We start from the raw sequence: 15397 nt of genomic DNA, 5'->3' as shown, positions 1-15397 counted from the left end.
AAATGTTTAACAATATACCACCGATTACAAGAAATATAATTATAATAAATATTGTTGTATTTATTATATCGTATATTTTTCCACAACTGTATAATACACTTTCTGCGTATTATCCTTTTTCTCCCAACTTTAGGTCCTGGCAGATCATCACCCATATGTTTATGCACGGAGGATTGATGCATATTTTATTTAATATGCTGACTTTGTGGAGTTTTGGGCCGATATTGGAACAGTCTTTAGGTGAAAGAAAGTATCTGATCCTCTATTTTGTAAGTGGTTTGGGTGCATTTTTCTTATTCAATCTTTGGAATTTTATAGAAATTCAGCAGATTACCTCCAGCCTGGAAAGCTTAGGCTTAAATGCGGCTGAAATTTATAAGAAAGCGGCAATAGGATATACGGGAGACATGAATATAAGTGCTACGACAGAAGAAGGAAAGGAGCTTTCCCAAAGTCTCTATAATGCATTAAGAACTCCTATGGTCGGTGCTTCGGGAGCCATATTTGGAGTTATTGCTGCTTTTGCTACCCTTTATCCGGATTCAAAGATCGGGATTATGTTTATTCCGGTTCCTGTTAAAGTTAAATACCTTTTACCCATACTACTTGTTATTTCAATTTACTTAGGGGTTTCAGGAAATGTAGGAGGTATTGCCCATTTTGCGCACGTGGGAGGGGCTATTGTAGGCTTTCTCCTGGCTTTACTATGGAAAAAGCATTTGTATAGATTTCGTTAATACTATCCTGTGAAAGTTGTTCGCCTAATATTTTTAATTGTACATCTGGGAATCTTGTTTCTTTTGTTGGGAACATTAATGAATGCTTATGTACCTCCTAGAATATATCCATGGTTTAATCTTTTATCATTAGGCTTTCCTGTTTTAATCACTGCTTATGTATTGCTAACTGTTTTCTGGGTTTTCGCCTGGAAAAAAAGGGCTATAGTATTTGCTGCGTTCGGACTGCTTTTTTTGAACCCTGTTAAGAGATGGGTCAACTATTCTGCTGAAAAAAAGGAGACATCTGATCTGAAAATCATCTCATTAAATGCAAAAGGAGGAACGATGGGGATTAAAAATATTGAAGATTATGTAGATTCTCAAAATGCGGATGTGGTTCTGTTACAAGAACATGTTCGGGATTACAATTTTAAAGGAATGGGAAAAGGAAGAGGAGATGTTATTGTCTCAATCTCTTCAAAATATAAGATCATTGATCAGAAAGAACTTATTGAGAGTAATTCAGAGACCAATAATGCCTACGCCAATCAGACGGATATTGAGATCAAAGGAAATACATATCGTTTTATCAATGTCTACCTTCAGCCTTTTAAATTTGAAAAAAGCATGGTAAAGCTTAAGGGAAATAGTGATGAAGATGAACAAAAGCTGAAAGATATCGTTAAAAGGCTGATCCCGACTTTCAAAATGCACCAGGATCAGGTTGCTGCGGTAAGAAAAGGGATTGATGAGTCTCCTTATCCGGTAATATTAGTAGGTGACTTCAATTCTGTGCCTAACTCTTACGAGTATTACCATCTTGGAAAAGGGTTAAAAGATGCCTTTGTAGAAGCAGGTAGAGGAAGTGCTACCAGCTTTCATGACTACAAATTCCCAATAAGAATCGACTACGTTTTTACATCGGAATCCATACAACCTCTAAGTTATAAAGTTGACCGTTCTGTCAGAATTTCAGATCATTATCCGGTGGTTGCAACTTTCAAATTAAAAAAATAATATTCATAAAATACGTTAAAGCTTTTCATATTGGTAGGATTTTTGATTAAAAAAAGACTAGACCGTTTTTTTCATGAAGCCGAACCAGATATTGTTGTTTTTGCATATTGCAATTATCGTATTATTACTGTGCACCTTAGGGAATGCATGGATACCGCCCAACATTATTGGGGGCTTGAATCTTCTTTCATTAGGGTTTCCCTATTTAATTTTATTACATATTTTATTAACGCTGGTCTGGATCGTTAAAAGAAATAAAATCGCCATTGTTTTTCTGTTAAGCACTTTTGTTTTTTATAATCCTATAAGACGGTGGGTGAACTTTTCTCCTAAAACTGAAAACTATAAATCAATACGGGATGTTAAAATATTGACATTCAATGTGAAATATGGTGAGTTTGGCTGGGATAAAGTTTCAAAATATATCAAGGATCAGAATGCTGATATTATTCTTGTTCAGGAAAAAGATACAAACCGGGCAATACGAAAAGATATGATTAAGTATCCGGTAGTGAGCCTGAAGACAAAACATAAAATTGTAAGACAGGAAGAGTTAATTGAAGATAAATCAAGAGGAAATTCTTTTTATGCGGATATTGATATTAATGGAAAAATCATACGAATAGTAAATGTATATCTTGAACCATTCCGTCTGAACAAATCGATGTTTGATTTTAATAGTCTTGGAAAAGGATCTAATAAACTCCATCTTCTTCTTTCTCACATGACACCCACATTCAGGGCTCATGAAGATCAGATAAAAAAGATCAGAAAAGCAATCGACTTTTCTCCTTATCCGGTTATACTGGCGGGCGACTTTAATTCCGTGCCTAATTCTTATGAATATTATAATCTTGGGAAAAATCTGGATGATGCTTTTTTAACAGTCGGGAATGGTATTTCTACCAGTTTTCATGATTATAAAGTTCCTTTGAGAATCGATTATATTTTCACCTCTAAAGACATAAGACCCATAAGCTATAAAATAGATCAGTCCGTAAAATTATCAGATCACTATCCTGTAATTGCGGAATTTCTGTTAAATTAGTTCCATGAAAAATGTATTTTTTTTTAGCAGCGGTTTTTTCTATTCTGATTACTTCCTGTTCTAAAAGAGAACCTGTTCGTGTAGAGACGGATCAGGTGACGAAAGTGGATTATGATACAACTGCCATAGATTCCTTTTCTAATGGTGCCATATCCGTAGATATTGCAAGAAAGATCAGAATGTCTTCCCAGAAGTATCAGGATTCTTTAAAAGAGGCTCTGAGAATCCAAAAGGAAGAGCAACGTATTAAACAGGAGCTGGAAAAAGAAAACAAAAAGAAACAGGAAGAGGAGAAAAAGAATAAGGAAAAAGAAGGAAAGGCGAAAGAGGAAGCAGGAAAAACTTCTCCCTGAACAATGAAAACTATACGGAAGTTTTCATAAATTTGAATACATTCTTAAAAAATATCAATATGAAAAAACAAATTGTAACAGCACTTATGGTAGCCGGATTGGTAGTTTCCTGCACCAAATCGACAACAAAAACTGAGCAGGTTGAAAATCCGGACGGATCTATTACAACAACCAGCACTACAGTGACGCAAAGCCCGGCAGATATTGTAGATACTACTAAAATTAACAAGGCAAAAGAAGACGTTAAAGCTAAAGTGGATGCTACCGGAGATAAAATAGATAATGCAGCGCATAAGGCAAAAGCAGACCTTAATGAAGCTGGAAAAGATATTAAGGCAGGGGCGAAGGAGCTTGGACAGGATGTAAAGGATGCTGCAGCTAAAGGCGCTGGAAAAGTAGAAGAGGGAGCTAAAAAAATTAAAAGAAGATCTGAAAAGTAAATAAAAAAGAACCGCAGTAAAAACTGCGGTTCTTTTTATTAATTCTTATTGAGTTCTAATAAAGGGTCTATATATTCCCGGTCATTGCTGAGTCTTGGTACCTTGTTTTGTCCCCCGAGCTTTCCTTTGGACTCCAGCCACGAATAGAACAAGTTGGGTTTGGCTATATGAACAATAGGTTTTTTTAATGTAATATTATTATACCTCTTCGCTTCATAATCCGAATTAATTGCCTTCAGGCATTCATCGAAGGCATTGATAAAACAGTCGAGATCGTCCGGCTTTTTACTGAATTCAAAAATCCATTCATGAGCACCACTTTCATTTTCTTTCATGAAAACAGGAGCTCCTGTAAAGTCTGTAATGGCTGCATTTGTCTGTTCACAGGCTTTTGTAAGTGCAAGCTCCACATTGGTGATCATTAATTCTTCTCCAAAAGCATTAATATAATGTTTGGTTCTTCCTGAAATTTTTACCCTGAACGGATTAACGGATGTAAAGACAACCGTATCACCGATGAGATACCTCCATAATCCTCCATTGGTGGTAATGACCATGGCGTAATTTTTTCCGACTTCAACATCCTCAAGGCTTACAACCGGTGGATTCGAGAAATGGAATTTATCCATAGGAATGAATTCGTAGAAAATACCATAATCCAGCATCAAAAGCATTTCGTCACTATTTGATCTGTCCTGAATACCAAAGAAGCCTTCTGAGGCATTGTAAATTTCGTAGTAATTGATGTTTTTTCCGATGATCTGGCTGTATTGCTCCCTGTAGGGCTTAAAACTTATTCCGCCGTGAAAAAAGACTTCCAGATTAGGCCAGAGCTCAGAGATATTCTGAACATCCGTTTCTTTCAGAACCCTCTGGAGTAAAACAAGCATCCAGCTTGGAACCCCCAGTAAACTTCCGACATCTTCATTTTTAACCTCTGATATAATGGCTCTCAGTTTACTCTCCCACTCGGACATGAGTGATACCTTTTTGCTGGGGGTTGTTGTAATCTCCACCCAAAAAGGAAGATTGTCAATAAGGATAGCAGAAAGGTCTCCGAATTTTGTGTTAAAATCGGCATAGAGTTCGGAGCTGCCTCCCAGACGTAAATTTTTATTCGTAAAAAGCTGATTTTCCGGATGGTTATTGGCATAAATTGATACCATGTCTTTTCCGGCTTTCATATGGCAATATTCCAGGCTCTCGGCAGAGATGGGAATAAATTTGCTTTTAGCGTTCGTGGTTCCTGAGGACTTTGCAAAATGTTTGATATAGCCAGGCCAGCTTACATCTTTATAACCTTGTCGTGCTCTCTCGATATAAGGTTCGAAATCTTCATAGGTAACAATGGGAACTTTATTTTTAAAATCCTGATAACTCGAAATAGAATTAAAACCATACTTCTTCCCATATTCTGTATCCTCGGCATGAAACAACTGGGAAAATAGTATCCCTTTCTGTGTTTCAATCGGATGATTCATGAAATTCTGGATCTGGTCTATCCTTTGACGGATAAACCAATTCACCACAGTATTGAAAAGTGCTTTCGTTGCCATTTCAACAAATATAATGATATTTGATTTTTCAGAGAATTTTTTATGGCTTAAAATAAAAAACCGTTACAAATATTGTAACGGTTGATTATCTGGATATATTGTTTTCTAGCAATATTCGTCGTAAGCTGCCTGAAGGTTTGCAGCAATTGCTCCTGCAGGATTTCCTTCAATGTGGTGTCTTTCCAGCATGTGAACCAATTCTCCATCTTTGAAAAGAGCTACGCAAGGTGAGCTTGGAGGAAACGGAGCTAGATGTTTTCTCGCTTCTGAAACAGCTTCAGTATCATATCCTGCAAATACGGTTGTCAAGTGATCGGGTTTTTTATCTCCGGTCAAAGAGTAAACAACTCCCGGTCTTGCAGCTCCTGCAGCACACCCGCATACTGAATTGATCACTAATAGGGTAGTTCCTGATTGCTTTAATGCTTCTTGTACCTGAGAAGTTGTTGTCAAGTCTTCAAAGCCTTTATCTGTAAGTTCAGCCTTCATAGGCATTACTAAATCTGTTGGATACATTTTTTGTTTTTTTAAATCTGTACAAAGGTAAAAAATTATTTATGTTTCATCAACTTATAAAAACTATTGACGCATTAGGAAAAGTGCATGATATGTAACATGGTGATATGTAAATATTTCAACAATATTTGAAGAAATGTAAATAAAAGCAATGAATAATGAAAAATAATTATTAAATTTGAAATGATTCTAAAAACAACCAACCATGAAAAGGCATTTTTTACGTCATTCCCTCGACTTAAAAGATGCAATTAGTTAAGTCTGTAATTCACAGACACCTCAAGCATCTTAATGCATAAAATGAAGCCCGAAATTAATTTCGGGCTTCATTAATCAAATCGATATGCAAAGGTTGAATATCCTTAGTAAACGGGTTCAATGATCTTACTCTGGACCTGTGTCCGGATTGAAGACCAAATACCCTTTAAGAAAGCAGCTTTTTAGCCATCTCGGAAATGCTTTTTCCGTCAGATTTACCGGCTAACGCTTTTGATGCCATTCCCATTACCTTTCCTAAATCCTTTATAGATTCAGCGCCGGTCTGTGAAATGATATTTTTAATTTCTGTTTCCAGCTCCTCAGCAGTAAGCTGTTGAGGTAAGAATTTTTCGATGACCTTCATCTGGGCTTCTTCGACGTCTGCGAGATCCGTTCTTCCCTGAGCAGCAAACTGGTCGTAAGAATCCTTACGTTGTTTGATCATTCTTTGTAAAATAGCGATCTCCTGTTCTGCTGAAACTTCTGCTCCTCTGGCTTCTGTTTTCAAAAGCAGGATCTGGGACTTTACTGCACGGAGAGAGTCCAGAGCCACTTTGTCTTTCTCCCTCATAGCGGTTTTTATCGCTTCGCTGATTGTATTTTCTAAACTCATATATTATGATTTGAAAATTTGAGAATGAAACAATTTGAAAATAGTAAAAGGTAATGGATGTATAATTTCCAGTGGATCAATTTTCAAATTCACAAATTATTTCATTTTCAAATTAAATTTAGTCTACGTCTTTATTTAAAAATCTGTTTTCTCTGATTTGCATAGAACCATTATTATCAGATAAATATGTATTTATATTCTGATCTGATGCGTTGGTCCCGTCAATAGAAATATTCTTTCTTTTGAATGCAGGCACAGATTCGAACTCATTAACATTATCAAAACTCTGATAACGTGAATTGAATTCTTTTAATTTATTTCTTCTTTCAACCACTCTCTCCTGGTCAATAGTTTTGTTCACAAAAGTGAACTCACTGTCTGATGCCTTTGGAGCTTCGGTTTCCGTTTTATTTTCAACAACCGGTTTGCTTTCATTGGCCGGAACTTCTTTCACCGGCTGGAAGAAACTTTCCATTTTCTGAAGAGGTTCTTCTGTAATCTGGCTTACCGTATTGGCTGAAGTGGTAAACTCTGCTTTTGGCTGTCCATAATCCGTTTTTGGCTCATTAACAGGCTCATTGACAAAGAAGCTGAATTCAATCGGTTTTTCTTCGGAAAAAGAAGGAACAGAAGAGTTTTTAGCCGGTTCTTCTTTCCTGTCTTCTGTTTCAAAAGAAAAAGACTGTATTTCCAGGTCATTCGGGTCGTTATCTTCATCGAAAGAAAATAAGTTATAAGCATCCTGATCCTCTTCTTCGTTTCTCCAGTCCTGAATTGGGCTGTCTACCGTATCTTGCTCTCTATCAGAGAACTTTATTTCTGTTTTTACCTCTTCATCCTCAATAATCATTTTTTTTTTCAGTAGATGTCTTAAACTGAGGATTATCCTGGTCTTCATCATCAAGTCTGAAAAGGTTCTTTCCTCCGAAAGTATAGCCTTCTTCAGGGCTCATTTCTCTTTCTTCTCTCGTTTTAAAAGGAGAAGTTTTGTGAGAATCCAGTTTGTCATTTAAACCAATTCTTATTTTTTCAGTTGGCCCTGCAAATTTTTTGTCCTCATTGGAGAAACCTGTAGCAATTACAAGAACGCTTACTGCATCTCCCAGTTCTTCATCCGCTCCAACCCCGAAAATAATATCCGCGGTGTTTCCCGCTTCTTTCTGAATGTGGTCCATGATGATACCTATTTCATCCATGGTAACTTCTTCTACACCACTTCTGATCAATAGTAATACATTTTTAGCACCTGTAATCTTATTGTCATTCAATAATGGGGAATCCAGAGCCTTTCTTACGGCCTCTTCTGCTTTATTTTCTCCGGAAGCAGTGCCTGTAGACATCAATGCAGTACCGGAGTTCTGAAGCACAGATTTAGCATCTCTAAAGTCAATGTTTACATCGAAGTAACCGGTAATAACCTCTGCCATACCTTTTGCTGCATTGGTTAACACTTCATCGGCCTTTGAGAATCCTTGCTTGAATCCAAGGTTACCAAATTGCTGTCTTAATTTATCGTTGTTGATGACAATCAGTGAGTCAACATTATTTCTCAATTTATCAAGTCCGTTTTCTGCCTGCTCAAGCCTTCTCTTCCCCTCGAAGCTGAATGGAACAGTAACGATACCTACCGTTAAAATTCCCATATCTTTAGCTACTTTAGCAATAACAGGAGCGGCACCCGTTCCGGTTCCACCTCCCATCCCGGCAGTAATGAATACCATCTTGGTATTTTGTCCCATTGCAGCCTTGATCTCTTCAATACTTTCAATAGCTGACTTTTCTCCAACCTCAGGATCAGCACCTGCTCCAAGTCCTTCGGTGATGGAAGTACCCAACTGAACTTTATTGGAGACGGGGTTATTATCTAAAGTCTGAGCATCCGTATTACAGATCACGAAATCAACACCGTGAATCCCTTTCTCGTACATGTGTTTAAGGGCGTTGTTTCCACCGCCACCAACACCAATTACTTTGATGATTGATGAATTTCCTTTTGGTAAATCAAATGAAAACCCTTGTGTACCTATATTTTCCATAACTTATATTTTTTAAAATTGACTCATGATAAGTGATAAGGAATAGCCGTGTATCGCTTATCATTCATCATTTTATAATTATTCTACTTCTTCAAAGAATTTTTTTACTTTTTCCATTAGCGACTGTCCGAATGTGAGCCTTGCCGCTTTTTTATTTTCCTGTTGCTCTCTTACCACTTCCTGCTCCTGAACAGGAGTCGCCTGCTGTGTAGCAGTTGGGGTTTCAGCTGTATTGGATACTACTTCCGGTTGTTGCTTCTCCTGAACGGTTTCTTCTTCTACGATCGTCTGCTTTTTGTCGCGGATTTTCAAACTTTCCATCAGTAACCCGATAGATGTTGCAAATTCAGGACCTTTCAGGTATTGGTTTTTGTCATTGGCGATATATTCGTTAGCAAAACCAATTCTGCTGTCGAAACCTGTAGTATAATTAGCAAGCTGGCGTAAGTGCTTCAAATTGGAACCACCTCCTGTAAGAACGATTCCCGCAATCAGCTTTTTCTTCTGTTCGAATGCACCATAGGCTTTAAGCTCGGTGTTCACCATTTCAAGGATTTCTTCAACTCTCGCGTTGATGATCTGTGCCAGAGTTTTAAGAGAAATTTCTTTGTCCGGTCTTCCATGTAAGCCAGGAATGGTTACAAAAGTGCTGTCTTTTTCAAGCTCAGGAACTGCAGATCCGAATTTTACCTTCAGTTGTTCTGCATGTTTTTCTATAATCGAGCAGCCTTCTTTAATATCTTCTGTAATGATTCCGCCACCGTAAGGAATTACACAGGTATGGCGAATGATATTGTCTTTGAAAATAGCAATATCCGTAGTACCACCACCTATATCTACGATTGCAACTCCTGCTTCTTTTTCTTCTTTTGTAAGAACAGCTTCAGAAGATGCCAGTGGTTCTAAAGTAAGGGCTTCCATTTCCAGTCCGGCTTCTCTTACACATCTTGCAATGTTTCTGATACTGCCCATTTGTCCTACGACAACATGGAAATTAGCCTCTAAACGTTTTCCGTGCATACCGACAGGTTCCTGTATCTCACCTTCAGAATCCACTTTATATTCTTGAGGAAGTACATGAATAATTTCTTCACCGGGTAGCATGACCAGTTTTTTTACCTGATCTTTCAATGCTTCGATGTCGTCGTCTGTAATAAACTTGTCTGGATGCTCTCGCATAATATAATCGGAATGTTGCAGAGAACGGATATGTTTTCCTGCAATACCAACCGTGACTTTGCGGATAGGAACTCCTGCACTGGATTGTGCTTCAGACACAGCCGCCTTGATTGAATTAATGGTTTGTGAGATGTTATTCACAATACCTTTATGAACCCCAAGACTTTTGGCCTTTCCTACACCGAGAACTTCTATTTTCCCGTGTGCATTCCTCCTTCCGACAATCGCGACTATCTTTGTTGTCCCGATGTCCAGACCTACTGAATACTCTTGATTTTCCATTTGTTTATATCGATTTGATTTTTATTCTATTTTAACTTTTGCTTTTGGCTTTGTAGCCTTTTTCTCAGTTGTTTTCTTTGTCTCCTTTGGTTTGGTTGTCGTTTTTGGCTTTTTATTTTCCTTTGGCTGAGATACAGAATTTTGCTTTTTTATCTCTGCTGGTTTTTTAGTTTCCGGTTTCTTTATCGTTGCCGGTGCAGGAGCTTTTGCCAGCTCTTTACGTCCTGCAGTCAAAATACTGTCATTTTCTTTAAAAGCAGGATTTAAAGTGGTTACAATCTGGTTCTGATATTTTACAGAGATCATATTGTACTTCTGAGGATCCTGATACACAAGATATTTCTCAACAAACGCTTTAAAACCTTTTACTTTGAATTCAATATTATCCAGGTCTCCGATTTCTACTTTATAGTTTCCTTCACTTGTCAAAAGATTATAATCATCCTTTACTTTTGAGATTCCTATAAAGTATCTTTTGCTGAAGTCATCCTTATCAATCTTTTCAACCAGTTCAGCAAGCTTTTCATATTCGTCAGGTTTTACATTTCCTGTTACCAGCATACAAGGATGCGAATAGGTTTTTGAGATGGGAAATTCAACTCCTTTTTCATCCACGTAAAAATCCCTGCCGTCTTTATTCAGCCTGAATACTGGAACCCTTTGTTTAATATCCAGATTGAGCTTTCCGTTTAGATTTAAATAAACATTGGCACTATCCACAGCCGGAAGAGCATTGATCTTTTTTTCGAGGGATGGAATATTCAGATCACCTACTTTTCCTGAAGGGTTTTCTTTTTTTACAATATCCCTGATGTCTTTTTCATCAACGAAATATACCGGAGTCTTTTCGCTTAATTTTACAGAAATCTTATTATCGGTAATCTTCTGGCCACTGAATTTCTTCAAAGAGAAACTCAGCAGGAAACCAAGCAGGATTACTGTGATAGCAATTTTTAATATTCTGTATTTATTTTTCATATTCTATTGTATTCATGTATTAAAGTAAAATGTATTCATGATTATCGTGGATTACATTACTTACATACACTACTACTATTTATCTTTTAAACTTAACCATTCACAAATCGGGTCATATAGGGTGTCTATATTTCCTGCACCTACGGTGATCAGAATGTCAAAATCTTTTTCTTTTATCTTTTCAAAGGCTTCCATTAAAGTGGAGCCTTCTTTTTTATCCAGGGTTACTTTTTCCAGTAACCATGTTGAGGTAATCCCCTCAAAGTTTTCCTGAAGCTCTCTTGCCGGATAAATATCCAGTAAAATGAGTTCATCTGCATTGCTTAAACTTTCTGCAAAGCCATCAGCAAAATCTCTTGTTCTGCTGAATAAATGCGGCTGAAATGCAACCAGTAATTTTTTATCAGGGTAAAAGGTCTTGATGGAACCTACAACAGCATTGATCTCTGTCGGGTGGTGGGCATAATCATCAATATATATTTTACCGTTCTTATAAATATGTTTTGTATATCTTCTTTTAATTCCTTTGAAGCTGGCAATAGCCTTTTTCAGGGTGTCAAAATCCACTCCTAAATTATGCAGGATGGCTAATGCAACGGTGGCGTTTTCCACATTATGGATCCCCGGAATTTCCCAGACAAAATCTTTTACAGACTCAGCGGGAGTATGAAAATCAAAATAGATCTTATCGTGATCCATACGCAGATTATCGGAGTAATAATCCGCTTTTTCGTTTACAGCATAAGTCTGATGGTCTCTTCCGATCTCAATACCTTTTCTTACAAAGAGTTTTTTATCTTCCGGAACCAGAGCTGCAAATTGGCGGAATCCTTCTTCAATATGACTTTTGTCTCCGTAAATGTCCAGGTGATCTGCGTCGGTAGAGGTAATCACTGCCCAGTCCGGAGAAAGATTGAGAAAGCTTCTGTCGTACTCATCAGCTTCTACCACTGAGTATTCTGAACCGTTATATAAAAAATTGGATTTGAAATTTTCCGAAATACCTCCTAAAAAGCATGAAAATGGCAGGTCCGCTTCTTTACATAAATGGGAAACCAAGGTAGACGTTGTTGTTTTACCATGTGTTCCGGCTACGGCAATACAATCTGTGTTTTCCGTAATTAATCCTAACACTTTTGCACGCTTTAAAATCTCAAAACCATGTTCATTGAAGTAATCAAGAATTCCAAGCTTCTTAATAGCCGGAGTATAAATTACTAAGGTGTTATCCTTTTGAAGTGTGGTTATTTGTTCATCGATGAGATCTTCAAAAACAATATCAATTCCTTCACTCATCAATTGTTGAGTAAGTTTGGTGTTGGTTTTATCATAACCTGAAACTTTTTTACCTGAAGCTTTAAAATAACGTGCAAGGGCACTCATGCCAATTCCGCCGATCCCCACAAAGTAAAAAGTATGATATGTTTCTAATAATTTCATCTTCTATTTTAGTTATTGATAATTGAATATCTTTTCTTTATCCAGTCCATACGAATCTCCCTGATACAAAAAGAATTCCATTACTGCATCTTCAAGGGTCTCATATGTAAATCCGTTGGTAATCCAGAAATAATATTTAAAACCGATTGAATTCTGACTTGGCAGATATTCTGCTTTTATCATTGCAAGCTTATTGATCTCGTTCAGCAGGGTATCAATTTTGTCTTTGCTTACCCCTTTATTCAGTAGGATATTTACATTAAGGTTAATGTATTTTTTCCCTGCATCCACATCCATAAAGAGTGTGGCTTTGTCTTTATTTCCTATTTTAATAAAAGTTTCCTCCTGCTCCAGGATATCATATCCTTTTCCTTTCAAATAGTTGCCCACTGCTGCAATTTTAAAGTCAGCGGGTTTTATCAGGGTTTGTGCCGTTACCCAGTGGGTAAAGAAGCAAATGAGCAATACTGTTAGTAATTTAGTTTTCATACTTTATAGTGTTGGTTATTGTAGCTTTATAAAAATTTCATCAACAATTTCCTTTGCAGCATTGGGTTTGGCAAAATATTCCAGGTTTTCAGACATCTCTTTTCTCATCGCTGCGCTGTCGCAAACCTCCATAAGTGTGTTCCAGAATTTTTCTTCCATTTCGGAATCTTTGACCATTTTTGCCGCATTCTTTTCAACCAGATTCAGTGCATTTTTGGTCTGATGATCCTCTGCCGCAAACGGGAAAGGAATCAGTAAAACCGGTTTTTGTGCAACAGCCAGTTCTGAAATGGCAATAGCTCCTGCTCTTGAAACAATGATATCTGCTGCCGAGTATGCTTTCTCCATATCTTTTATAAATTCAAGAATCTGAATATTCTGGCTTTTCTTATCTTTTGTTTCTTCTATAATATCTTTATAATCGAGCTTTCCTGTCTGCCAGATCAGCTGATAATCTTTGTTGATGAGTTCATCAAAATGTGATCTCCATGCATTATTTAAAGTTCTGGAACCCAGTGATCCACCAACAGAAAGGATTGTCAGCTTTTCCTTATTTAATCCCATTTTTTCTTTTGCCTGAGAAGATTCTTCCATTCCCAGAATGATATTCTCGCGAATAGGATTACCTAAAAATTTGATCTTATCATCGGGAAACCCTTCTACTTTGGGGTAAGCAGTAAAAACAGCTTTTGCTTTCTTACTTAAAATTTTATTGGTTACCCCTGCATGTGCATTTTGTTCCTGAATAAAAATAGGGATCCCCAGCTTGCTTGCTTCATACAGAGCCGGTCCGCTGGCAAAGCCTCCTGTACCGATCGCAAAATCAGGAGCAAAACGCTTAATGATCTTTTTTGATCTGGATAAGCTTTTCAAGATCTTGAATGGTAATCCCAGGTTAGATAACATGTTACCACGGTCAATTCCGGCAATGTCGATTCCTTCAATAGGGTAACCTGCCTGAGGAACTTTTTCCATTTCCATTTTTCCGTTGGCTCCGATAAACAAGAATTCTGTATCCGGAAATCTTTTCCTGATCTCGTCTGCAATAGCGATTGCCGGGAAGATATGTCCTCCTGTTCCACCACCGGATAATAATACTTTTAGTTTCTTGTTCATTTTTTCAATTTTGAAATAGCCTGACCATTAATATGATTTAAGCAATATCATTTATTTCCGCAATACTCTGTTTTTTACCCATTCCTTCCTCATCATAAATCTGTATCCTTGAGCTTATATTTAAAATAATTCCCAACTGTAAATAGGTTACCAACATGGATGTTCCCCCATAACTTATTAAGGGCAGGGGTTGTCCGGTCACCGGAATCAGATTGATGGCTACGGCTATATTTACCGATAGCTGTATAAAGATCATGACCCCGAGGCTGAGAACGAGCAAAGACCCGAAAAACGCAGGCATTTTACTGGCTATCATTACGATCCGTATCACCATGATCAGATACATACAGATAAGGAAAGCTGCTCCTATCAGTCCGTATTCCTCTACAATTACTGCAAATATAAAGTCGGAAGCAGATTGCGGAAGCATTTGCTTTAATGCACTTTTTCCAGGTCCCATTCCTGTAATTCCTCCATGTACTATTGCTGCTTTAGCCTGCATTACCTGGTAATTCTTGGCTTTTACGCTTTCATCATCCACATCGGCTGATTTTGCTTTACTGGAAGTGAAGGTTTCTACACGGCTCATCCATGTATGAACACGGTTTCCACCAATCAGATTGGTATTTAAAGCAATCAGTAAGAACAATACGATCGCAATAAATGAAGCCGAAATAAAACCTGCAATATATTTCCAGTGAAGCTGCCCGATAACTAATACAATAACAGATACCATCAGGATCATCAGAGCCGTAGATCCGTTATCTTTTGCTACTAAAACAAAAACAAGGAGAATAGGACCAAAGATGTACATAATGTTTTCTATCGGAAGTCTTTCCCGGGTTATCTTCTTGGTTAAATACCTGCACAGGTAAATAACCAGCATAAGAAAGGCAAATGATGAAGGCTGAAAAGAAATCGGTGTTCCCGGAATCTTTAGCCATCTGGAGGCACTTGCCCCATCGATCGTTTGGCCGGTAAACATGGTGACAACCAGTAATATAATCATTAACCCCAGAAGTATACTGCTGAGTTTTCCAATGTATTCATATTTTACGGTTCCTACCAGTCTCATGATTCCCAAACCAAGGACTACAAAGAACATATGCTTGATAACATGGCCTGTTGTGGTCCCGTTATTTACAATATATTCCAGATTCGAACTTGCAGAATATACAGGGAAAATAGAGAAAATGGAGATCACGAGAATGACCATCCAAAGTACTTTATCTCCCTTTAGAAATTCAAATCTGCTTTCTGTGTCCTGTTCGTTCATATTCTATTGTATCTTTAACTGTATTATGTAAAGTATTAATGATTCTTAGTTGTCAAATACATGAATACATTTTACATCAAT

General features: G+C 37.4%; 14 protein-coding genes and 1 pseudogene. 5 read left to right on the top strand and 10 right to left on the bottom strand.

The features are described 5' to 3' along the window. Positions 1-2: 2 nt before the first annotated feature. From ACJ5H0_RS11960 to ACJ5H0_RS11940, 5 genes are all read left to right on the top strand, one after another. Positions 3-737, top strand: a complete 735-nt coding sequence (locus ACJ5H0_RS11960; RefSeq protein ID WP_273650211.1) for a rhomboid family intramembrane serine protease — start codon at positions 3-5, stop codon at positions 735-737. A gap of 78 nt (positions 738-815) precedes the next feature. Beyond that, a complete protein-coding gene (locus ACJ5H0_RS11955; protein WP_194304261.1) occupies positions 816-1736 on the top strand; it encodes an endonuclease/exonuclease/phosphatase family protein in 921 nt (306 codons plus the stop codon). Positions 1737-1809: 73 nt separating this feature from the next. Then, positions 1810-2784 carry an endonuclease/exonuclease/phosphatase family protein gene (locus ACJ5H0_RS11950; protein WP_172281562.1) on the top strand — a complete coding sequence of 325 codons (975 nt, stop codon included), beginning with the start codon at positions 1810-1812 and terminating at the stop codon, positions 2782-2784. A gap of 11 nt (positions 2785-2795) precedes the next feature. Next, positions 2796-3137 (top strand): hypothetical protein, encoded by a 342-nt coding sequence (locus ACJ5H0_RS11945; protein ID WP_411249697.1) that lies wholly within the window; start codon positions 2796-2798, stop codon positions 3135-3137. 59 nt (positions 3138-3196) lie between these two features. Then, positions 3197-3577 carry a hypothetical protein gene (locus ACJ5H0_RS11940; protein ID WP_411249696.1) on the top strand — a complete coding sequence of 127 codons (381 nt, stop codon included), beginning with the start codon at positions 3197-3199 and terminating at the stop codon, positions 3575-3577. A gap of 38 nt (positions 3578-3615) precedes the next feature. Here the strand turns inward: ACJ5H0_RS11940 and ACJ5H0_RS11935 are convergent, their stop codons facing one another. The 10 genes and pseudogenes from ACJ5H0_RS11935 to ACJ5H0_RS11890 form a co-directional block, all read right to left on the bottom strand. Beyond that, positions 3616-5133 (bottom strand): GH3 auxin-responsive promoter family protein, encoded by a 1518-nt coding sequence (locus tag ACJ5H0_RS11935; protein ID WP_172281558.1) that lies wholly within the window; start codon positions 5131-5133, stop codon positions 3616-3618. Positions 5134-5238: 105 nt separating this feature from the next. Further along, positions 5239-5649, bottom strand: coding sequence for a BrxA/BrxB family bacilliredoxin (locus tag ACJ5H0_RS11930; protein WP_172281556.1), 411 nt, complete (start codon positions 5647-5649; stop codon positions 5239-5241). Between the two features lie 424 nt (positions 5650-6073). After that, positions 6074-6520 (bottom strand): GatB/YqeY domain-containing protein, encoded by a 447-nt coding sequence (locus ACJ5H0_RS11925; protein ID WP_172281554.1) that lies wholly within the window; start codon positions 6518-6520, stop codon positions 6074-6076. Positions 6521-6638: 118 nt separating this feature from the next. Further along, positions 6639-8556, bottom strand: a pseudogene (gene ftsZ / locus ACJ5H0_RS11920) (cell division protein FtsZ). Positions 8557-8634: 78 nt separating this feature from the next. Next, positions 8635-10017 (bottom strand): cell division protein FtsA, encoded by a 1383-nt coding sequence (ftsA, locus tag ACJ5H0_RS11915; RefSeq protein WP_172281551.1) that lies wholly within the window; start codon positions 10015-10017, stop codon positions 8635-8637. Positions 10018-10038: 21 nt separating this feature from the next. Beyond that, positions 10039-10995: a cell division protein FtsQ/DivIB gene (locus ACJ5H0_RS11910; RefSeq protein WP_273650207.1), complete on the bottom strand. Its 957-nt coding sequence runs from the start codon at positions 10993-10995 to the stop codon at positions 10039-10041. A 75-nt stretch (positions 10996-11070) separates the two neighbouring features. Continuing rightward, complete coding sequence (gene murC / locus ACJ5H0_RS11905) at positions 11071-12435, bottom strand: UDP-N-acetylmuramate--L-alanine ligase (protein ID WP_411249695.1); 1365 nt, start codon at positions 12433-12435, stop codon at positions 11071-11073. A gap of 12 nt (positions 12436-12447) precedes the next feature. Next, the gene (locus ACJ5H0_RS11900) at positions 12448-12924 is read right to left on the bottom strand and encodes a hypothetical protein (protein ID WP_172281545.1); all 477 of its coding nucleotides are present in this window, start codon (positions 12922-12924) and stop codon (positions 12448-12450) included. A gap of 15 nt (positions 12925-12939) precedes the next feature. After that, positions 12940-14040 carry an undecaprenyldiphospho-muramoylpentapeptide beta-N-acetylglucosaminyltransferase gene (gene murG, locus ACJ5H0_RS11895; protein WP_172281543.1) on the bottom strand — a complete coding sequence of 367 codons (1101 nt, stop codon included), beginning with the start codon at positions 14038-14040 and terminating at the stop codon, positions 12940-12942. A 37-nt stretch (positions 14041-14077) separates the two neighbouring features. Continuing rightward, entirely contained in the window at positions 14078-15316 is a 1239-nt protein-coding gene (locus ACJ5H0_RS11890) for an FtsW/RodA/SpoVE family cell cycle protein (protein ID WP_172281542.1), read from the bottom strand. Between the last annotated feature and the right edge of the window lie 81 nt (positions 15317-15397).

It is taken from the genome of Chryseobacterium proteolyticum (assembly GCF_046591535.1).
GTDB lineage: Bacteria > Bacteroidota > Bacteroidia > Flavobacteriales > Weeksellaceae > Chryseobacterium > Chryseobacterium proteolyticum.
This window is presented reverse-complemented; position numbering and strand designations above follow the sequence as displayed.